This window comes from Janthinobacterium sp. 61 (genome assembly GCF_002846335.1).
Classification (GTDB): Bacteria; Pseudomonadota; Gammaproteobacteria; order Burkholderiales; family Burkholderiaceae_D; genus Janthinobacterium.
Map to the genome: position 1 here is coordinate 4,261,094 of NZ_PJMQ01000001.1, position 20,972 is coordinate 4,282,065.

Sequence of the window (20,972 nt, forward strand, 5' to 3'; positions counted from 1 at the left end):
GGCCATGATACTTGTTTCGTTCGTCAAACGCCTAACGGCGGACACGACAGCGTGTCATGCTGCCAGAAGAAAATTCTGTGGATAACTTTGTGGACAAAGCAAAATTAACTTTCATAAAAATGTGGATAGAAAATTTTGATCGCCGTCAAGAGGGGCAAGCAAGAAAAATTAGCTATTTAAAATCAATGACTTAAAAATTGATGCCCGGGAGGCGATAAATCCGTAGGGCATTTCCGCCGCTGTGCATAACTGAACCATTTCTGACTTTTTTGTACAGAAATAAGCACTGTTTTGTTGCATCCAAGCCGGAAAAACGCGGGCCGCATGAGGCAAAGTTGACAATTGCCGGGCAAGCGTTCGATTTTGCCTGCCCGGCGGCGAAACATTGTTTAATTATCATGCGCTGCAGCATACACTTCAGGTAAAACCTGAACATCTGCGCTAAGTATCGGTTAACAAATTACTTTTCAATTTTATCCACAGAATCTGTTGATAACTTTGTGGACAATGAAGGAATAAGGCTGACAAACGGAACAATAACCTTATCAATTGCAACAAAGTCCACCAGTCAATGAAATTTTTATTTGTTAATAATCAAGCACTTACAGAGCCTCTCCGGGCATGGCTTTTCGACTGCCTCTTATTTCCGCAGCAAAAAAAATTGTGCATAAGTCGGTATTTCCTGATATGGCGCAACAAAGAAAAAGGCAGGCTTCCGCTGGAAAGCCTGCCTTTTCTGCCCCTGCGCCAGGGGAAACGGGAACTTACTGACCGCTGCGCATGGCGCGGCTCATGCTGTGCACGGCTTCCACCATGGCTGACACCGATTCCGGCGGCGTGAACTGGGAAATGCCATGGCCCAGGTTGAACACGTGGCCCGTGCCTGCCGACGGCGCGCCAAAGGCGTTAAGCACTTTCGCCACTTCGGCGCGGATCTGATCCGGGCTGGCAAACAGGATGGCCGGGTCGAGATTGCCCTGCAAACCCACTTTATGCCCCACCAGCTGGCGCGCGCGCGTCAGGTTGACGGTCCAGTCCAGGCCCACGGCATCGGCGCCGATGTCGGCGATCTGCTCGATCCACTGGCCGCCGCCCTTGGTAAACACGATGGCGGGAATCTTGACGCCATCCTTGTCGCGTTTCAATTGCGCCACCACTTGCTGCATGTAGGCCAGCGAAAATTCCTGGTAGGCGCCATCGGCCAGCGCACCGCCCCACGAGTCGAAAATCATCACGGCTTGCGCGCCGGCATCGATTTGCGCATTCAGGTACTGCGCCACGGAGGTGGCATTGATCGCCAGGATGTGGTGCATCAGGTCAGGGCGGTTGTACAGCATCTTCTTGATGGTATGGAACTCTTTCGAGCCCCCGCCTTCCACCATGTAGCACGCCAGGGTCCAAGGGCTGCCGGAAAAACCGATCAGCGGCACGCGGCCATTCAATTCCGTGCGGATTTGCGTGACGGCCTTGAAGACGTAGTCGAGCGACTCCAGGTCCGGCACGCGCAACGCCTTCACATCCTGCTCCGTGCGCAGCGGGCGTTCGAACTTCGGGCCTTCGCCATCGGCGAAATACAGGCCCAGGCCCATGGCGTCGGGCACTGTCAGGATGTCGGAAAACAGGATGGCAGCGTCGAGCGGGAAGCGCGCCAGGGGCTGCAAGGTCACTTCCGTCGCGTAATCGGGATTCTTTGCCAGGCCCAGGAAGGAGCCGGCCCGCTCGCGCGTGGCGCGATATTCGGGCAGGTAGCGGCCCGCCTGGCGCATCAGCCAGACAGGGGTGTGCTCGGTCGGCTGGCGCAGCAGGGCGCGCAGGAAAGTATCATTCTGGAGCGGAGCAAATTGTGGCATGGCAGGCAATCGAGCTTGGAGAAGCGGTATTATCGCATCCAATCGCCGCCATTTCATTGATTCCAGTGCCGCTTTGCAGCATTTGCCACGCACAGCGATGACTTTCGTTGTGCCAGCCCTTCCATTATGATGATGCACGCCGCCGCGCGCCCTGACCCTGCCTGGCGGCCCTTGATCCCTACACTACACGGAGCCAGCATGACCTCGACCGCATCCAGTACCCCTTATGGCATTTGGCCATCGCCGATCAGCGCGGCCATCGTCGCCGCTGGCGCCTCGCCGCTGACGCAGCTGGCCCTGGGCGGTGCGGATGGGAACGATGTGTACTGGCTGGCCGGGCGCGCCAGCGAGGCGGGCCGCAACACCCTGCTGCGCCAGCGCGGCGCGCGTGTCGATGAATTGACGCCGGCGCCCTTCAATGTGCGCACCCGCGTGCATGAATACGGCGGCGGCGCGTATGCCGTTGCCGGCGATACCGTGTATTTTTCGCATTTCGCCGACAATTGCCTGTACCGCGTGGCCGGCGACGCCGCGCCGGAAGCGTTCACCTCGGGCGGCACCACGCGCCACGCGGACTTCGTCGTCGATGCGGCCCGTTCCCGCCTGATCGCCGTGCGCGAGCAGCATCCGGCAGAAGGCCACGCGCATCCGGAAAACTGCCTGGCGGGCGTCGGCTTCGACGGGCGCGACATGGTGCTGGCGCGCGGCCACGATTTTTATGCGGCGCCGCGCTTATCGCCGGACGGCAGCCAGCTGGCCTGGATCAGCTGGGACCATCCGCGCCTGCCATGGCAAGGCACGGAACTGTGGCTGGCCGACGTGCACGCGGACGGCAGCCTGGGTTCGCCGCGCCTGATCGCCGGCGGCGCGCGCGAGTCCATCTGCCAGCCGGAATGGTCACCGGGCGGCGTGCTGCACTTCGTTTCCGACAGCAGCGGCTGGTGGAATCTGTATCGCCTGCACGGCGCCGACATCGAGGCGCTGTGCCCGATGGAAGCGGAATTTGCCACGCCGCACTGGACTTTCGGCGGCAGCATGTACGGTTTCCTGTCCGACGACGAGATCGTCTGCACGTATATCCAGGCCGGCGTCAGCTACCTGGCGCAATTGAACGTGGCCGAGGCCAAGCTGGAGCCGATTTCCCACCCGTACCAGGAAATCCGCGAACTGCGCGTGGGACCCGGCTTCGTCGCACTGCTCGGTGGCAGCCCCACCATTGCGCTGGAACTGGCGCGCATCGACCTGTCGAACCATGAACTGGAAGTGCTGGCGCAATCGATCGCCCACTTGCCCGCGCTCGACTACCTGTCCGTGCCGCGCAGCTTGAGCTTTCCTAGCAGCAATGGCCGCACGGCTTACGCCTTCTTTTATCCCCCCACCAATGGCGACGTGCAGGCGCCGGCAGGAACATTGCCACCCGTCATCGTCATCAGCCACGGCGGCCCCACCAGCATGGCCAGCAATACCTTGAAACTGGCGACGCAGTACTGGACCAGCCGCGGCATCGGCGTGCTCGACGTCAACTATGGCGGCAGCAGCGGTTTCGGCCGCGAATACCGCGACGCGCTGCGCGGGCAATGGGGCATTGTCGACGTGGAAGACTGCTTCGCCGGCGCGCGCTACCTGGCGGCAAACGGCCTGGCCGACCCCGAGCGCCTGATCATCCGCGGCGGCAGCGCGGGCGGCCTGACGACCCTGTGCGCCCTGACCTTCCATGACGTCTTCAAGGCGGGCGCCAGCTATTACGGCGTATCCGACCTGAAAGGCCTGGACCTCGATTCGCACAAGTTCGAATCGCACTACAACGATTACCTGATCGCCTCGCAGCCGCAAGCCGAAACCCTGTACCGCGCGCGCTCGCCCATCCACCACACGGATAAATTATCGCGCCCGATGATCTTCTTCCAGGGCCTGGACGACAAGGTGGTGCCGCCGCAGCAGTCCCAACTGATGGTCGACGCCCTGCAGGCGCGCGGCGTGCCCGTCGCATATGTACCGCTCGAAGGCGAGGGACACGGCTTCCGCAAGGCGGAAAACATCGTGCGCACGCTGGACGCGGAACTGTATTTCTACCAGCGCGTGTTCGGCCTGCCCGTGGCGGCTGGCGAGCCGCCCGTGCATATCGCCAATTTGCCCGCATGACCGACCCGCATCTCGACCAGCCCTTGCTAGACGAGTTCGCCGCCCTGGAGCAGCACGAACAGATGATCCTGGCCTTGCTGGCCATCGCGGGCGAACCGGTGGGCAAGCATGCCGTGTATGAACACTTGCAGCGCGCCAATGTCGTCGAACCGGATGGCACACCATTTGCCCTGCTCACCGTCACAGGCATGCTGCAGCATTTGACGCGGCACGCGCTGGCGTCCGAGGTGGTAGGACGGGGCTATGCCTGCGAGGCGAAGCTGCGCTGGCCCGCCATGCGCGCCGCCATCGAGCACCTGGTGTTTCGCGACCTGTGCCAGGCTATCGAGCTGATCAATCCCGTACGCCGCAACTGGGATGGCTATGTGGAATTGCGCAGCTACCGGCAAGGCGTGGCGCGCTTGCGCATCGCCCTGCTGCGCAATGACGAGGTACGCCACGTGGCCGCCATCCTGGCCGCCTGCATGGCTTGCTATGAAGCGCAGCAGCTGCATCCGCTGATCGAGATTTTCGGCCGCCCGTTCGAGCCGGAGATGTTGTCTTTCGTCATGCCGCAACTGCAGGATGACATCCTCGCCGTGCTGCTGGGCAATGCCCCGCGCGAGCCTGCCACGGCGCACGCCATTCGCGCCTACGCACGCGCCCACCACGCGCGCCAGGCGGCGGCCGGCGACCATATCGGCGCCGCCCTGCCGCTGGCCCTGGCCGAAGATGCCCTGCTGTGCGGCGAACTCGACGTGGCTGCGCGCTACCTGGCGGGCCAGCAGGGACCGCAGGCGCTGTTTGTCGACAGCAGCATCGCCCTGTTGCGCGGCGAACACGCGCACGCCGTGGCAGGCTTCGAGACAGCCTTGAAAGGACTGCGCAAGGAGGCGGGCAAGCGCAAGCTGTGCTTTACGGGCATAGGCGGCCACCTGTATGTGCTGGCCCTGCTGCGCGGCAATGACGCCAAGCTGCTGAAAAGCGCGGAGACCTACCTCGATATCGCGCTGCACGCGCAGCCCAACCACGACAGCATCGTCTACCAGCAACTGAATACCTTGCGCCTGGTGCGCGCCGGGGTGCAGCAGGCGGAAAGCATCCCCACGCGCAGCTGGGAAACGGGACTGCAGGCGCAGCTGTTCCAGGCTTTGCTGTACTACTGGCTGGCGCTACCGCAATTGAGCGAACGCAAGGATCAACTGCGATCGCTGGTGCAGCAAGCGGACGCGGCCGGCTACGACCTGATTGCGGCGCAGGCGGCCGGCTTGCTGGGCTTGATGGGCGAGCCGCAGCAGGAGCGCTATGCCACGGCCAAGCGGGCACAACACGGCCTGACGGACATGGCGCCGTGGTTCGAGCGCCAGGAAGCGTGGCAGCGCCAGCTGAGCGCCCTGATCAACCTGCAGCAGAACACGCCCGCCGAAGCGCTGGGCGGCGTCTCGCGCCTCGTGTGGCTGGTGGCGTTCGACCCGCGCTTTGGCCTCACGGCCGTGGAAGTGCGCGAACAGAAACGCGACGCGCGCGGCGGCTGGAGCAAGGGCCGCGCCATGGGCTTGAAACGCCTGGCCGAAGAGGCGGGCGACATCGATTTCCTCACGCCGCAGGACGCGCGCGCGGCGGGCAGCATCGCGCCGTTCAAGCAATACTATTCGTCGGCACCGCGCTATGAAGTCGAGCTGGACAAGGCTGCCGTGCTGCTGGTGGGCCACCCGCTCGTCTTCTGGCTCGACAACCCCGACACGCGCGTGGAACTGATCGCCGGCGCGCCCGAACTGCTGATCAAATCGCACGAGGGGCAACTGTGGCTGGGCATGCAGCCGCCCCTGCCAGACAGCGGCAGCAATGTGGTAGTGCAACGCGAGACGCCGACGCGCTTGCGCGTGGTGCACATCCTCGACGAGCACCGGCGCATCGGCGCCATCGTGGGCCTGGGCCTGTCCGTGCCCCTGCATGCCGAGAAACAAGTCATGCAGGCGATAGGCGCCATCTCGTCCATGGTCACCGTGCAATCGGATATTGGCGGCGGCACCGGCGACGCGGAAGCGATCACGGCCGACCACCGCCTGCACGTGCACCTGCTGCCCTACCAGCAAGGTCTGAAAATGCAGATTTTAGTACGCCCGCTGCTCGACAACGGCGCCTATTACGCGCCCGGCAGCGGCGCCGAAAGCGTGTTTGCCGATGTGGCTGGCCGGGCCGTGCAGGCGCGGCGCGACTTGAACGGGGAACGCGAGGCGCAGCGCCAGCTCATCGGTCGCTGCCTGGTGCTGGAAGAGGCCGAAGAAGAGCATGGCGAGTGGCTGCTGGGCCAGCCTGCCCTGGGCCTGCAACTGCTGGTCGAATTGCAGGCGCTGGAGCCAAACGGCATCGTGCTGGCCTGGCCCGAAGGCGAAACCATGCGCGTGTCGAAACGCATCGACAGCGGCCAGATGCGATTGAATATCAAGAGCGAGAAAGACTGGTTTGCCGCCAGCGGCGAAGTGCAGATCGATGAAGACAAGGTGATGGATTTACGCGCCCTGCTGGACTTGATGCAGAACAATAAAAGCCGCTTCGTGGCCCTGGGCGACAACCAGTTCCTGGCCCTCAGCGATGAATTGCACCGCCGCCTGTCGGAACTGGCAGTGTATGGCGAAGCGCATGCCGACGGCGTGCACATCCACCCGCTGGCCGCCTTCGCGCTGGAAGAGCTGGCCAACGATGCGGGCGGCGTGAAGGCCGACAAATTGTGGCGCGAACACTTGCTGCGCCTGCGCGCCCTGGACGACTATGAGCCGCAGCTGCCCAGCACCTTGCAGGCGGACTTGCGCGACTATCAGCTGGCCGGTTTCGAATGGCTGGCGCGCCTGGCGCACTGGGGCGTGGGCGCCTGCCTGGCCGACGACATGGGACTTGGCAAGACTCTACAGGCGCTGGCCCTGATCCTGGCGCGCGCGCCCAACGGCCCCACCCTGGTGGTCGCACCCACGTCCGTGTGCATGAACTGGATCAGCGAAGCGCAGCGCTTTGCGCCGACCTTGAAGATCAAACTGTTCGGCAGCGGCGACCGGGCCGACATGCTCGACACCTTGCAGCCGTTCGACGTGGTGGTGGCCAGCTACGGCTTGCTGCAGCAGGAAGCGGCCCTGTTTGCCGGCGTGCGCTGGCATACCATCGTGCTCGACGAAGCGCAGGCGATCAAGAATGGCGCCACCAAGCGCTCGCAAGCCGTGATGGCCTTGCAAGGGGATTTCCGCATGGTGGCCAGCGGCACGCCGCTGGAAAACCACCTGGGCGAACTGTGGAATCTGTTCCGCTTCATCAACCCCGGTTTGCTGGGCACCCTCGATCAGTTCAACCTGCGCTTCGCCGGTCCCATCGAAAAGGATCAGGACAAGCGGGCGGCGGCCGGTGCGCGCCTGCGGCTGCGCCGCTTGATCGCGCCATTCATCTTGCGCCGCACGAAGACGCAAGTGCTGTCGGAATTGCCGTCGCGCACGGAAATCGTGCTGGAAGTGGAACTGTCGCCGCAGGAAACGGCGCTGTACGAATCCTTGCGCCGCGAAGCGCTGGAAAAGCTGGCCATGGTGGAAGGGCCGGCATCGAAAAAAGCCATCCAGATCCTGGCCGAGATCATGAAGTTGCGCCGCGCCTGCTGCAATCCGCAGCTGGTGGCACCCGAGCTGGGCCTGGCCAGCAGCAAGCTGGCGGCCTTCGCAGAGCTGCTGTCGGGTTTGCTGGAAAACCGCCACAAGGTACTCGTCTTCAGCCAGTTCGTCGACCATTTGACCTTGATCCGCCAGCACCTGGAACAGCATGGCGTGCGCTATCAGTATCTCGACGGCAGCACGCCCATGCAGGAACGCAAGCGCCGCGTCGATGCCTTCCAGGCGGGCGAAGGCGATGTCTTCCTGATCAGCCTGAAAGCGGGCGGCATGGGCATCAACCTGACGGCCGCCGATTACGTGATCCACATGGATCCGTGGTGGAACCCGGCCGTGGAAGACCAGGCTTCGGACCGCGCCCACCGCATGGGGCAATTGCGTCCCGTCACCATTTACCGCCTGGTGGCGAAGCACACGATCGAGGAAGGCATCGTCGAATTGCACCAGCACAAGCGCGACCTGGCCGACAGTTTATTGGAAGGCAGCGACGCAGCCGCGCGCATGTCGGCCAATGACATGCTGGGCATGCTGCAGGAGGGCTTGAAAAAGTAAACGGGGAAGCCGCGTTCCATGCGATGATCGTTTTTCCCTGTTTTTATGCCACGCCATGACCGACTTTATCGCCACCACCGCCGGCCAGCGCGCCACCTTTTTGTGCGGCAAATCCTGGACCGCCTACGTCAGTACTTTCGTCATTGCCGTGCTGCTGTTCTTTGCCGCCCTGCCGCTGGCCTTCAAGTACAACGCGCGCGCCGCCTTCGTGGTGCTGATCGGCTCGGCCCTGATCGTCGGCTATCGCCTGCTGACGATACGCAGCTATCAGCTGTATTACGACGAGGCAGGCGTATGGCTGGCGTCCGGCATCTTGCCGTGGAAAAAGAAACTCACGGGCGTCAAATGGCGCGACATGGATGAAGCCGTCTATGAAACCAACTTCTGGAGCTGGCTGTTCCAGTCCTACACGGTGCGCGTCAGCCAGCGCTACACGCAGGACATCGAAATCCACGCCACTGGCATGGCGCGCGGCAAGGATGCCGTGGCGACCCTGAATGCGCGCCACCAGGACATGCTGCACGGCGGCGCCATCGTCGTCTAGGCCACACGCTCCCGGCGCAAAAAACCGCGCAGCGGCGGCAATTAATGCTAATCTTTGGGCCGCCCAGGCAAGCAAGGCCAACCTTTCAATAATTGTTTGTTACTTATATTATCAGTTCATTATTTTCTGATACTAACAAACGACAAAATATTCAAGAGATAAACTATGCTGATAAAAAATAAAGTTGCGCTCGCCGCATTGATGATGGCTTTTAGCCTGACACCGGCCAGCGCCGCCAAGAAGCCGCAGAAAAGCGGCAAGGCCAGCACCAGCAGCAGCAAGAAAAAAACTGTCAGCAAGAAGGCGGCCGTCGCCACGACTGCAACGGCCGCTACGGTAGCAGCCGTCGCCAGCGAGAACAGCAGCGACCGCTCCATGAATAACCTCAGCGGCCAATTCCTCACGGCCCTGTGGCGTTTGGACCCGGAAAGCGCGATTTCGGTCGGCAAGTATGATGGCGCCGCCAACCTGAGCATTCCCGATGCGGCCAGCCGCCAGAAGCAACTGGCCTTCATCGAAGAATGGCTGGGCAAGTTCGGCAAGCTGAATGCGAGCAAAATGTCGGACAAGCAACGCACCGACCTGGCCTTGCTGACAAATAAACTGCAATCGGACCGCTGGTACCTGACCACCTTCCGCGAATTCGAATGGAATCCCGCGCAGTACAACGTGGCCGGTTCCATCGACTTCATCCTGAACACGGAATACGCATCCCAGCCGCAGCGCCTGCGCACCTTGCTCAAGCGTATCGCCACCGTGCCGCAATACTATGCGGCCGCGCGCGCCAGCATCGTCAACCCCACGCGCGAACACACGCAGCTGGCCATCGCCCAGAGCGCCGGCGTGCTCAGCGTGCTTGACGACCTGAACAAGACAGCACAGGGCTCCATCCTGACGCCGGCGGAAAAACAGCTGTACAACGCCCGCATCGCCGCAGCCCGCACGGCCGTGCAAGGCTATGCCGCCTGGCTGACGGAACAGGATGCCGCGCTGGCGCAGAACGGCAACGCGCGCTCCTTCCGCATCGGCAAAGACTTGTACGAACAGAAATTCGCCTACGATATCCAGGCCAGCGTGAGCGCCGAGCAGATGTACCAGAAAGCCCTGGCCGCGCGCGAAAAGCTGCTCGAGCACATGGATAGCCTGTCCGACGAACTGTGGGTGAAAACCATGGGTGCCACGGCCAAGCCGGCGGACCGCACGGCGAAGATCGGCATGGTGATCGACAAGCTGTCCAGCAACCACGTGGCGCCCGCCGACTTCGTGCCGGAAATTCGCCGCCAGATCCCGGAATTGCAGGAATGGGTGACCAGCCACAACCTGCTGACGATGGACCCGAAAAAGCCTCTGGTCGTGCGTGAAACCCCGGCCTACCAGCGCGGCGTGGCTGGCGCCAGCATCGAGGCGCCCGGCCCCTACCGTCCACAGGACCGCACGTATTACAACGTGACGCCGCTCGATGGCGAAACGCCAGAACAGGCGGAAAGCAGCTTGCGCGAGTACAACCACTGGATCTTGCAGATCCTCAATATCCACGAAGCCATTCCCGGCCATTACACGCAGCTCGTGTATGCCAACAAGTCGCCATCGCTGGTCAAATCCATCTTTGGCAACGGCGCCATGATCGAAGGCTGGGCCGTGTATGGAGAGCGCATGATGCTCGAATCGGGCTATGGCAACAATGCGCCGGAAATGTGGCTGATGTACTCGAAGTGGAATTTGCGCAGCGTCACCAACACCATCCTCGACTACAGCGTGCACGTACAGGGCATGACGCAAGAGCAAGCGCTGGACCTGCTGACGCGCCAGGCCTTCCAGACCAAGCGTGAAGCAACAGAGAAATGGCGCCGCGTGCAGCTGAGCTCGGTTCAACTGACCAGCTATTTCAGCGGCTACAGCGAAATCATGGACTTGCGCGAACAGCGCAAGCAGGCGCTGGGCAATAAGTTCGTGCTGAAGGATTTCCACGAGCAATTCCTCAGCTATGGCAGCGCACCCGTGAAAGTCATCAAGGAATTGATGAATTAAGCGCTGCGCTTCCTCACCTTGCAAAGGGCGCTACGGCGCCCTTTTTGCATGGGTTTGCGCCACCGCAAACCACCGGCAACCCTGGCTATCAGGCTGATGGCAAGGCAGGCACCACCGCACTTCGCACTGGCAATTGCCGATTTTCCAGCAATGAGAAGCGCATGTAGTAAGTGCTCACCAAGCGCCTGTGCAATGAAAAAGCCGCTGCTCCCAGGGGAGGTCAGCGGCTTTTGCCTGCGTATCGTGCTTGCAGTATATTGCTTGCCGGCTAGGACGCCTCTTCCGGCGCCTGGGTGGCCTTGACGAAGATGGGCGCCACCAGCAGGCCCAGCTCGAACAGCAAACACATGGGGATGGCCAGCGAGAACTGGCTGACCACGTCCGGCGGCGTGACGATGGCGGCAATCACGAAGGCGCCCACGATGACGTAAGGGCGTACTTCCTTGAGCTTCGCGATAGTAACCAAGCCCATGCGCACAAGGATCACCACCACCACGGGCACTTCGAAGGTGGCGCCAAAGGCCAAACACATCGACATGACGAAATCGAGATAGTTTTCGATATCGGGCGTGACGGCGATCGAGGATGGCGAGAAGTCGCTGATGAAGTGAAACACGCGCCCAAATACAAAGAAGTAGCAGAAGGCTACGCCAGCGATGAACAGCAGGGACGAGGAAATGACCAGCGGCGCGATCAAACGCTTTTCATGCGTGTACAGGCCGGGCGCGATGAAAGCCCACATCTGGTACAGCACCCAGGGCAAGGCAACGATGAAGGCGATCACCAGGGTCACTTTCATCGGCACCAGGAACGGTGAGATCACGCCGGTGGCGATCATTTTCGAGCCGGCAGGCAGCGAGGCGATCATCGGTGCGGCAATAAAATCGTAGATCTGCGAGGGGCCGGGCCAATAGAACAGCACGGCGCAGACGACGGCGATGCCGATCGAGGCCTTGACCAGGCGGTTGCGCAGCTCGACCAGATGCGAGATAAAGGTTTCTTCCACCGGGGATTTGCTACTCATGAGTAAAAGGAGGAGGAACTGGCACGCGGACGGAAGCGCGCCACGCGGGCGGCCGCCGACTGCACGTGCAGCTTGCCGCCATGGCGCTGCTTGTACCAGCCAGGGATAGCGGAATTGCGCACCAGCTTCTTGCGGCGGAATTCGCGCGCCTTGCGGGCCAAGTCATCGTTGGTGGCGCGCAGCATGGCTTCATGGGCATCGTGATGCCCCTCATACGAGCTGGAATCGCCGCGCCAGGCGTTTTCCACCTCGGCCAGGTTGCCGGAGATCGAGTTTTCCACGCCATGCATGGATTTCTCCACGCTTTGCTTGACGGAATGGGCTGCATCCTGCACTTCCTTCTGCAGGTTTTTCAGCTCTTCCATTTCAATTTCGCGCGAGACTTCGGATTTCACCTGGTTCAGGTAGCGTTGCGCGCGGCCATACAGGGTACCGGCCATGCGTGCTACTCTCGGCAACTTTTCAGGGCCGATGACTATCAACGCAACCACGCCGATGATGGCGATTTTAGAGAGACCGAGATCGATCATAAGCGGACAAGGGCTGTTACCGGACGAGGCAAGCGCCCCGCCACGCTATCAGAACTTGCTTTTCTCTTTCGTCTCGACGTCGATGGTGCTTTTGTCGGCCACTTGCGATGGCGCAGCAGGAGGGGTGTTGGCTGCCGGAGCATCATCTTCACCCTTGACGCCATCCTTGAAGCCTTTGACGGCCTTGCCGATATCACCGCCGATATTGCCCAGTTTCTTGGTGCCGAAGACCAGCATCACAATGACCAGAACGATCAGCCAGTGCCAAATACTCAATGAACCCATCACATTCTCCTTGCGGGACGGTGCCCGAATAGCGTCAACCAATGCCGGTAGTATACACGTGAACCCGGCGCACGGCGAAATCAGTGCTGGCCGCGCCAGGGGCGGGGACCGCCGTACACATGCATGTGCAAGTGATACACCTCTTGCCCGCCGTTCGGGCCGCTGTTGATCATGGTCTTGAAGCCGCCGCCGGGCGTGCCATCGGCGTCATACGTGACGGCGCAGCCGAACTCGGCAGCGAGCCTGGGCGCCAGGCGCAGCAGCTTGCCCAGCATTTCCGTATGGCTATCGTCGCAGTCGGACAGGCTGGCCACGTGGCGCTTGGGGATCAGCAGCAAATGCACGGGGGCGGCCGGGTTGATGTCCTTGAAGGCCAGCAAGTCCTCGTCTTCATACACGATGGAAGAAGGAATTTGTTTTGCAGCAATCTTGCAAAAAATACAGTTATCCACGCACGCTCCAGTAGGTCAGTGTTTGTCTGTTTCGCCGGCGTCGCGCAGCTCATCCTTGCGCGCCGCCTTTTCTTCCAGGCCGGACAGGCCTTCGCGGCGCGCCAGCTCGTCGAGCACCTGCTGCGGCGTCAGGTCGAACTGCGCCAGCATCACCAGCGAGTGAAACCACAGGTCGGCGCATTCGTACAGGACCTTCGATGGGTCATTGTCGCGGCGCGCATCCTTGGCGGCCATCACCGTTTCCGTCGCTTCTTCGCCGATTTTTTTCAGAATGGCATCATCACCCTTGGCAAACAGGCGCGCGACATAGGAAGTGGCGGGGTCGCCGCCGTTGGCCAGCTTGCGCGATTCGATCACGGCGGCCAGGCGCTTTAAAGTTTCACTCATTTGTTCTTGGTTTCCGCGTAAATCGTGTCAGGGTCTTTCAGCACGGGGTCGGTGATTTGCCATTCGCCCGTTTTTTCATCGCCTTCGAATTTCTGGAAGAAACACGAATGGCGACCCGTATGGCAGGCGATGCCGCCGGCTTGCTCGATTTTCAGCAAGACCACGTCTTCATCGCAATCGAGGCGGATTTCCAGCACCTTTTGCGTGTGGCCCGATTCTTCGCCCTTGTGCCAGAGTTTCTTGCGCGAACGGCTCCAGTACACGGCTTCGCCCAGCTCCACCGTGCGCGCCAGCGCGTCGCGGTTCATCCAGGCAAACATCAGCACGTCATTGCTGCCCGCTTCCTGCGCGATCACGGGCACCAGGCCGTGCTCGTCCCATCTGACCTTTTTCAGCCACTTGGCATTGCTTGCTACAATGGTTCCGTTTTGCATGTTCTTTATCCTGGGTACTATTTTGTTTACGCCAGGCGCATGGGGATGCCCTGCTGCGCCATGAAACGCTTGGCTTCCTGTACCGTGTGCTGGCCATAGTGAAAGATGCTGGCGGCCAGCACGGCGTCCGCGCGGCCCACCTTGATGCCGTCGACCAGGTCTTGCAAGCCGCCCACGCCGCCCGAGGCGATGACGGGAATGCTGACGGCGTCCGACACGCCGCGCGTCAGGCCCAGGTCGAAGCCCACCTTGGTGCCATCGCGGTCCATGCTGGTGAGCAAGATTTCACCGGCGCCCAGACTTTCCATTTTACGCGCCCATTCGAACGCGTCCAGGCCGGTGGCAGTACGCCCGCCGTGGGTAAACACTTCCCACTTGCCGGGCGACACCTGCTTGGCATCAATGGCGACGACGATGCATTGCGAGCCATGCTTTTGCGATGCCTCAAACACCAGTTGCGGATTCGTCACGGCCGAGGTGTTGATACTGACCTTGTCGGCGCCCGCGTTGAGCAGCCGGCGCACATCTTCCACCACGCGCACGCCGCCGCCCACGGTCAGCGGAATGAACACTTGCGACGCCACCGCTTCGATGATGTCGAAGATCAGCCCGCGGTTGTCGCTCGAAGCGGTAATGTCGAGGAAAGTGATTTCATCGGCGCCCTGCTCGTCATAACGGCGGGCAATTTCCACCGGGTCGCCGGCGTCGCGCAATTCCGTGAAATTGACGCCTTTGACAACGCGGCCATTGGTCACGTCGAGGCAGGGGATGATACGTTTTGCAAGCATGATGGTATCCAGATTGTCGCCAGGCCGGGCGTGCACATGCACGCTCCCGGCCAGGCTGGCTTAAACGGCGGCGTCGGTCAGTTCGTCGGCGCGTTCTTGCGCCTGCGCCAGGTCGATCGTGCCTTCATAGATGGAACGGCCGCAGATCACGCCTTCGATGCCTTCGGCCTGGACAGCGCACAGCGCTTCCACGTCGCCGATATTGTGCAGGCCACCCGAGGCGATGACGGGAATCTTGACGGCTTGCGCCAGCTTGACGGTGGCTTCGATATTGATGCCGCCCATCATGCCGTCGCGGCCGATGTCCGTGTAGATGATGGATTCGACGCCGTAAGCTTCGAATTTTTTCGCCAGGTCGATCACTTCGTGGCCCGACATCTTGCTCCAGCCATCCGTTGCCACTTTGCCATCCTTGGCATCGAGGCCGACGATGATGTGGCCCGGAAAGGCGCCGCAGGCGTCGTGCAGGAAGCCGGGGCTTTTCACGGCCGCCGTACCGATGATGATGTAGGTGATGCCGGCGTCGAGATAGCGCTCGATGGTGTCGAGATCACGGATGCCGCCGCCCAGCTGCACGGGGATTTCCTCAATGTCGTTTTCCACGGCGAAATCCTGCACCGCCTTCAGGATGGCCTTCACGGCGCCTTCGTTCTTCGGCTTGCCGGCAAAGGCGCCGTTCAGGTCGACCAGATGCAGCCGGCGCGCGCCTTGCATCAGCCAATGGCGGGCCATGTCGGCCGGGTCTTCGGAAAATACGGTGGCAAGTTCCATATCGCCTTGTTTCAGGCGTACGCAGTGACCGTCTTTCAGGTCGATGGCGGGAATAAGCAGCATGGTCAGTGTGGTGTCAGAGTGAGTGAGAAGCGAAGCCGTAAAGGCCACGAAGGTACATCAAAAGGTAGGTCAATACGATACGTCAGGGTTTCCAGTGAACAAAGTTCTTGTACAGCTGCAAGCCAGCGGCAGCACTTTTTTCAGGATGAAACTGCGTCGCGAAAATATTATCACGGGCGACGGCACAAGCGAACGGCGCGCCATAAACAGTCTCGCCCACCGTGTGCGCCGCCTCTTGAGGCTGAGCAAAATAGCTGTGCACAAAGTAAAAATACGCGTTGTCGGCGATGCCATCCCACATCGCATGGGGCGCCGTTTGCCGCACTTGGTTCCAGCCCATTTGCGGCACCTTGAAGCGCGAGCCATCCTCCTGCACCTGGCCGTCGAGCTGGAAGCGCACGACTTTTCCTGGCAGCAAGCCCAGACCGGCCGCATCACCCTCTTCGCTGCCCTCGAACAGCATTTGCTCGCCGATGCACACGCCCAGCACGGGCTTGCTGTCCGCGGCGCGCAGCAGCGCTTCGAGCACGCCCGATTCGCGCAGGCTGCGCATGCAGTCGGGCATGGCGCCCTGGCCCGGCAAGACGATGCGGTCGGCGCTGTCGATGTCGGCCGGCACGCCCGAAATGCGCACATCAGCGTCCGGCGCCACGGCACGCAGGGCCTGCGCCACCGAGCGCAGGTTGCCCATGCCGTAATCCACCACCACAATTTTATTCATGTGTTTAATCTCAGAATTGACAGTGTATCCCGGCCAGCGCTTACAGGCTGCCCTTGGTCGATGGAATGATGCCGGCCGCGCGCTCATCGAGTTCGGCAGCCATGCGCAGCGCGCGGCCAAAGGCCTTGAATACGGTTTCGCACTGATGGTGGGCATTCGTGCCGCGCAAATTGTCGATATGCAATGTTACGCCCGCATGGTTGACGAAGCCGCGGAAAAATTCCAGGGTCAGGTCAACGTCGAAGCCGGCGATCATGGCGCGCGTAAATGGAATGTGGTATTCGATGCCCGGGCGGCCCGAGAAATCGAGCACCACGCGCGACAGCGCCTCGTCCAGCGGCACATACGCATGGCCATAGCGGCGGATGCCCTTCTTGTCGCCGATGGCCTTGGCCACGGCCATGCCCAGGGTGATGCCCACGTCTTCCACCGTATGGTGGTTGTCGATATGCACGTCGCCCGTCGCTTCGATATCGAGGTCGATCAAGCCGTGGCGGGCGATCTGATCCAGCATATGGTCGAGGAAGGGCACGCCGGTGTTCAGCTTTTGCTGGCCGGTGCCGTCCAGGTTGAGGGCGACGCGAACTTGCGTCTCATTGGTGTTGCGCGTGATTTCTGCGGTGCGGTTCATGGGAGGCTCTGGCGATAGGCTAAACGAGGGATGCCTTGAAGGCATCGTAAAAAAGGGAATTCTCTTCCGGGGTGCTGACGCTGATGCGCAGGCAATTGACCAGCGCAGCATGCATTTTACTCATATTTTTAATTAAAACCCTGCGGGCAAGCAGTTTTGCACAAACATCGTCGGAATCAGCCACACGAATCAGAAGAAAATTTGCCTTCGAGGGAAATACCGTCACGCCGGGCAGTTCCGCCAGGCGCAGCGCCAGTGCATCGCGCTCGCTGTTAAGCAAGTCAGCCTGAGCATTGAGCACGTCGAGGTGCTCGAGCGCGAATTCGGCTGCCGCCTGCGTCAGCACATTCACATTGTACGGCGGGCGCACTTTTTCAAACTGCGCCAGCAGGGCCGGCGCGGCCGACATATAGCCGAGGCGGATACCGGCCAGGCCCAGTTTCGACACGGTGCGCATCACCACCAGGTTCTCGAATTCGGGCAGGCGGCCCATGAAACTGTGCTGCGCGAACGGCTCGTAGGCTTCGTCGACGACGGCGATGCCCGTGTCGCCCAGGACGGCCAGGATACGTTCGATGTCGGCGCTGGCAAACAGATTGCCCGTCGGATTGTTCGGATAGGCGAGGAAGACCAGCGCCGGGCGGTGCTCTTCGATGGCCGCCAGCATGGCGTCCATGTCCAGGCTGAAGTCGGCCTGCAGGGGCACGCCGACGAAATCCATGCCGGCAAACTGCGCCGAGCGCGCGTACATGACGAAGGCCGGCACGGGCGCCAGCAGCACGGCGCGCTGGCCCGGCTCTTGGCGGGCGCAGGCCATGGCCAGGATGGAAATCAGTTCATCGGAACCGTTGCCCAGCATGACGTCGTAGCCGGCTGGCACGCCCAGCTTGGCGCAGATGGCCGCCTGCAGGCTGGCGTAGGACGGCGGATAGCGGTTCAGCGCCACCCCGGCCAGGCGCGCGCCCAGTTCCTCGCGCAGATGCTGCGGCAGCGGATACGGGTTTTCCATCGCATCGAGTTTGATGTAACCGCTGGCATCGGCTACCTGGTAGCTTTTGACGGTCCGCACATCGGACCGCACGGTGTTGCTGATTAACTGATCGAGGAAAGACATGCTGCAAACACTCCTGATGAAATTAAATGGAGACTAAATGACGACGTCTTCCGCCACGGCGGCGCTGCGCGCCTTGCGGGCCGGCGTTTTTTTCACTGCGGACGATTTTTTCGCCGTTGCCGGCTTCTTGGCCGCCACCGGCGTCTTCACGGCCGCCTTGGCGGCCTTGGGTACGGTAGCCCGGCGTTTGGCCGGCGCCTTTTTCTCTGGCTGCGGCATGGCCTCTGCGGCCAGTTCCTGCGCCAGTGCCGCCAGGCGCTGTTCAATGATGGCGCAATAATCGGGGTTCAGTTCGAAACCCACAAAATCGCGCCCGCAGCGCTTGGCCGCCAGGGCCGTGGTGCCGCTGCCCATGAACAGGTCGAGCACCACGCCGCCGGGCGGGCACGAGGCCTTGAGCATGCGCTCGATGATCTCGAGCGGCTTTTGCGTCGGGTGGTCGGCCCGTTCCGGATGTTCCTTGTGCAGGCGCGACACGCTCCACAAGTCTTTCGGGTTGTAGCCTACTTCCAGCCATTTCGCGCCGATGAAGATCGAGCGCGAACGGGCTTTCTTGGTGGCCGCGTCGTAGGCGATGCGCACCGCGTCAAGGTCGAAGTAGTAATCCTTGCGCTTGACGAAGAAGCCGATGGTGTCGTGCACCGATGAAAAGCTGCGCACACTGCCGCCCATGGATGGCACGCGGCGGTCCCAGATGATTTCATTCATCATCGCCATGCGCTGTTTCAGCATGACGAAAATCTCCGGCGAATAGCGCCAGGTCAAAAAGATATACAGGCTGCCGTTGGCTTTCAGCTTGGGCAGCGCCGCATCGATCCATGCCTCCGTCCAGCGCAGGTAGTCGGCCACCGACTGCTGGTCCGAGGCGTTGCCATAATCCTTGCCCAGGTTGTACGGCGGATCGGTCAGGATCAGGTCCACGGAGCCATCGGGAATACGCGCCAGCCCCGCCAGCGCGTCTTCGCAATAGACCCGGTTGACCCAGTCCGGCCGCTCCGCCAACTTCGTCATGGCTGCGGCTTCAAACGCAGTTCGGCGCTGCGCGCGTGCGCTTGCAATCCTTCGCCATACGCCAGGGTGGCGGCGACACGGCCCAGGGTTTGCGCACCCGCTTCGCTGACGTGAATGATGGACGAGCGCTTCTGGAAGTCGTACACGCCCAGCGGCGACGAAAAGCGCGCCGTGCGCGAGGTCGGCAGCACGTGATTGGGGCCGCAGCAATAGTCGCCCAGCGATTCGGACGAAAAGCGGCCCAGGAACATGGCGCCCGCGTGACGGATCTGCTCGGCCCACTGCTGTGGATTTTCCGCCGATATTTCCAGGTGTTCCGCCGCGATGGAGTTGGCGATTTCACACGCTTCTTCCATGCTGCGTACCTTGATCAGCGCGCCCCGGTCCTGCAGAGAAGTGCTGATGGTGGCCTGGCGCGGCATCGTCGGCAGAAGCTTGGCGATGCTCGCTTCGACCTTGGCGATATAGTCGGCATCGGGGCACAGCAGGATCGCCTGCGCCAGCTCGTCGTGCTCGGCCTGCGAAAACAAGTCCATGGCGACCCAGTCCGGATCCGTCGTGCCGTCGCAAAGGACCAGGATTTCGGAAGGTCCGGCGATCATGTCGATGCCGACGATGCCGAACACGCGGCGCTTGGCGGCAGCCACATAGGCGTTGCCGGGGCCGACGATTTTATCGACGGCGGCAATCGTCTGCGTGCCGTAAGCCAGCGCGCCGACCGCTTGCGCACCGCCGATGGTGATCACGCGCGTCACGCCGGCGATTGCGGCGGCGGCCAGCACCATCTGGTTTTTCACGCCATCGGGCGTCGGCACGACCATGATGATTTCGCCCACGCCCGCCACGTGCGCGGGAATGGCGTTCATCAGCACGGATGACGGATACGCTGCCTTGCCGCCCGGGACGTAGATGCCGACCCGGTCCAGCGGCGTGATCTTCTGGCCCAGCACCGTGCCATCGGGCTCGGTGTAAGTAAAACCGCGCAATTCCTCGCGCTGGCGTTCGTGGAAGGCGCGGATGCGCTGCGCGGCGATCTGCAACGCTTCTCGCTGCGCCGACGGCAAGCCGTTCAGCGCAGCCTGCAATTCGGCCTGCGAAATATCAAAAGCCGCCATTTCCGCCGCGCCGCCATGCGGGATGCGGTCAAAACGGTTGGTGTACTCAAGTACGGCGGCGTCGCCGCGCGTTTTCACATCGGCCAGGATTTTCGCGACCGACGTTTCAATCGCTGCATCGGTGCCTGCCTCGAACGCCAGCAGCGTATCGAGCGATTGTTGGAAACCATCCTGGCTTGAATCGAGCTTGCGTATCTGTATCGGCATAATCGGCTTTCTGCTACTGAAGGTGTCTAGGCTTGCGAGGCGCGTTCAAACGCCTCGATAATCGGCTGCAAGCGCTCGCGCTTGAGCTTGAGCGCAGCCTGGTTGACCACCAGGCGCGACGAAATTTCCATGATGTGTTCGACCTCGACGAGGTTGTTCGCGCGCAAGGTACTGCCCGTGCTGACCAGGTCGACGATGGCGTCGGACAGGCCCACCAAAGGCGCCAGTTCCATCGAACCATACAGCTTGATCAGGTCGACGTGCACGCCCTTGGCGGCGAAATGCTCGCGCGCCGTGTGCACGAACTTGGTGGCCACGCGCAAGCGCGCGCCCTGCTGCACGGCCTTTTCGTAATCAAAACCGGCCTGCACCGCCACCGACATGCGGCAGGAGGCGATATTCAGGTCGATCGGCTGGTACAGGCCTTCGCCGCCGTGTTCGAGCAGGACATCCTTGCCCGCCACGCCGAAATCGGCCGCGCCGTACTGCACGTAGGTCGGCACGTCGCTGGCGCGCACGATGATGACGCGCACGTTCGGATCGTTGGTGGCCAAAATCAGCTTGCGCGAGGTCTCCGGGTTTTCCAGCACCTTGATGCCGGCCGCTTCCAGCAGCGGCATGGTGTCCTCAAAAATGCGGCCTTTTGAGAGCGCCAGGATCAGCTGGGAGCTGTCACCGTTGTTCGATCCGTTCATGC

General features: G+C 61.6%; 20 protein-coding genes. 5 read left to right on the plus strand and 15 right to left on the minus strand.

The window, feature by feature from the left end; genetic code table 11:
- The first annotated feature begins 56 nt into the window (after window positions 1-56).
- Window positions 57-194 (plus strand): hypothetical protein, encoded by a 138-nt coding sequence (locus tag CLU92_RS27850; RefSeq protein ID WP_166674671.1) that lies wholly within the window; start codon window positions 57-59, stop codon window positions 192-194.
- 570 nt (window positions 195-764) lie between these two features.
- On the opposite strand, the gene hemE is transcribed toward CLU92_RS27850, so the two are convergent.
- A complete protein-coding gene (gene hemE, locus CLU92_RS19310) occupies window positions 765-1,850 on the minus strand; it encodes a uroporphyrinogen decarboxylase (RefSeq protein WP_101483214.1) in 1,086 nt (361 codons plus the stop codon).
- Between the two features lie 198 nt (window positions 1,851-2,048).
- Between hemE and CLU92_RS19315 the strand changes: the two genes are divergently transcribed.
- The 4 genes from CLU92_RS19315 (at window position 2,049) to CLU92_RS19330 (ending at window position 10,742) form a co-directional block, all read left to right on the plus strand.
- Window positions 2,049-3,992, plus strand: a complete 1,944-nt coding sequence (locus tag CLU92_RS19315) for a prolyl oligopeptidase family serine peptidase (RefSeq protein WP_101483215.1) — start codon at window positions 2,049-2,051, stop codon at window positions 3,990-3,992.
- The gene (locus CLU92_RS19320) at window positions 3,989-8,170 is read left to right on the plus strand and encodes a DEAD/DEAH box helicase (RefSeq protein WP_101483216.1); all 4,182 of its coding nucleotides are present in this window, start codon (window positions 3,989-3,991) and stop codon (window positions 8,168-8,170) included. Before CLU92_RS19315 ends, CLU92_RS19320 begins: the two co-directional genes overlap by 4 nt.
- Before the next feature lie 55 nt (window positions 8,171-8,225).
- Window positions 8,226-8,714 carry a hypothetical protein gene (locus tag CLU92_RS19325; protein ID WP_101483217.1) on the plus strand — a complete coding sequence of 163 codons (489 nt, stop codon included), beginning with the start codon at window positions 8,226-8,228 and terminating at the stop codon, window positions 8,712-8,714.
- Window positions 8,715-8,882: 168 nt separating this feature from the next.
- Complete coding sequence (locus tag CLU92_RS19330; RefSeq protein WP_101484784.1) at window positions 8,883-10,742, plus strand: DUF885 domain-containing protein; 1,860 nt, start codon at window positions 8,883-8,885, stop codon at window positions 10,740-10,742.
- Between the two features lie 268 nt (window positions 10,743-11,010).
- Here CLU92_RS19330 and tatC read toward each other — a convergent pair whose 3' ends face one another.
- The 14 genes from tatC to hisG form a co-directional block, all read right to left on the minus strand.
- Complete coding sequence (gene tatC, locus CLU92_RS19335) at window positions 11,011-11,766, minus strand: twin-arginine translocase subunit TatC (protein ID WP_101483218.1); 756 nt, start codon at window positions 11,764-11,766, stop codon at window positions 11,011-11,013.
- Complete coding sequence (gene tatB / locus CLU92_RS19340; protein ID WP_034780928.1) at window positions 11,763-12,296, minus strand: Sec-independent protein translocase protein TatB; 534 nt, start codon at window positions 12,294-12,296, stop codon at window positions 11,763-11,765. The genes tatC and tatB overlap by 4 nt, the downstream gene beginning before the upstream one ends.
- 48 nt (window positions 12,297-12,344) lie before the next feature.
- Window positions 12,345-12,581: a Sec-independent protein translocase subunit TatA gene (gene tatA, locus CLU92_RS19345; RefSeq protein WP_092717368.1), complete on the minus strand. Its 237-nt coding sequence runs from the start codon at window positions 12,579-12,581 to the stop codon at window positions 12,345-12,347.
- An 80-nt stretch (window positions 12,582-12,661) separates the two neighbouring features.
- Complete coding sequence (locus CLU92_RS19350; protein WP_101483219.1) at window positions 12,662-13,033, minus strand: histidine triad nucleotide-binding protein; 372 nt, start codon at window positions 13,031-13,033, stop codon at window positions 12,662-12,664.
- Window positions 13,034-13,048: 15 nt separating this feature from the next.
- Window positions 13,049-13,420, minus strand: coding sequence for a phosphoribosyl-ATP diphosphatase (locus tag CLU92_RS19355; protein WP_034753849.1), 372 nt, complete (start codon window positions 13,418-13,420; stop codon window positions 13,049-13,051).
- On the minus strand, window positions 13,417-13,854 hold the full coding sequence (hisI, locus tag CLU92_RS19360; RefSeq protein WP_101483220.1) for a phosphoribosyl-AMP cyclohydrolase: 438 nt from the start codon (window positions 13,852-13,854) through the stop codon (window positions 13,417-13,419). The genes CLU92_RS19355 and hisI overlap by 4 nt, the downstream gene beginning before the upstream one ends.
- Before the next feature lie 26 nt (window positions 13,855-13,880).
- Window positions 13,881-14,642 carry an imidazole glycerol phosphate synthase subunit HisF gene (gene hisF, locus CLU92_RS19365; protein ID WP_070219637.1) on the minus strand — a complete coding sequence of 254 codons (762 nt, stop codon included), beginning with the start codon at window positions 14,640-14,642 and terminating at the stop codon, window positions 13,881-13,883.
- A 60-nt stretch (window positions 14,643-14,702) separates the two neighbouring features.
- Window positions 14,703-15,476, minus strand: coding sequence for a 1-(5-phosphoribosyl)-5-[(5-phosphoribosylamino)methylideneamino]imidazole-4-carboxamide isomerase (gene hisA, locus CLU92_RS19370; protein ID WP_101483221.1), 774 nt, complete (start codon window positions 15,474-15,476; stop codon window positions 14,703-14,705).
- 82 nt (window positions 15,477-15,558) lie between these two features.
- Window positions 15,559-16,197: an imidazole glycerol phosphate synthase subunit HisH gene (gene hisH / locus CLU92_RS19375; RefSeq protein WP_101483222.1), complete on the minus strand. Its 639-nt coding sequence runs from the start codon at window positions 16,195-16,197 to the stop codon at window positions 15,559-15,561.
- A gap of 40 nt (window positions 16,198-16,237) precedes the next feature.
- Window positions 16,238-16,828 (minus strand): imidazoleglycerol-phosphate dehydratase HisB, encoded by a 591-nt coding sequence (gene hisB, locus CLU92_RS19380; protein WP_010402123.1) that lies wholly within the window; start codon window positions 16,826-16,828, stop codon window positions 16,238-16,240.
- Window positions 16,829-16,847: 19 nt separating this feature from the next.
- Window positions 16,848-17,942 (minus strand): histidinol-phosphate transaminase, encoded by a 1,095-nt coding sequence (gene hisC, locus CLU92_RS19385; RefSeq protein WP_101483223.1) that lies wholly within the window; start codon window positions 17,940-17,942, stop codon window positions 16,848-16,850.
- Between the two features lie 33 nt (window positions 17,943-17,975).
- A complete protein-coding gene (locus CLU92_RS19390; protein ID WP_101483224.1) occupies window positions 17,976-18,953 on the minus strand; it encodes a site-specific DNA-methyltransferase in 978 nt (325 codons plus the stop codon).
- Window positions 18,950-20,275 carry a histidinol dehydrogenase gene (hisD, locus tag CLU92_RS19395; protein WP_101483225.1) on the minus strand — a complete coding sequence of 442 codons (1,326 nt, stop codon included), beginning with the start codon at window positions 20,273-20,275 and terminating at the stop codon, window positions 18,950-18,952. Before hisD ends, CLU92_RS19390 begins: the two co-directional genes overlap by 4 nt.
- Window positions 20,276-20,301: 26 nt before the next feature.
- Window positions 20,302-20,970: an ATP phosphoribosyltransferase gene (gene hisG, locus CLU92_RS19400; RefSeq protein ID WP_101483226.1), complete on the minus strand. Its 669-nt coding sequence runs from the start codon at window positions 20,968-20,970 to the stop codon at window positions 20,302-20,304.
- Between the last annotated feature and the right edge of the window lie 2 nt (window positions 20,971-20,972).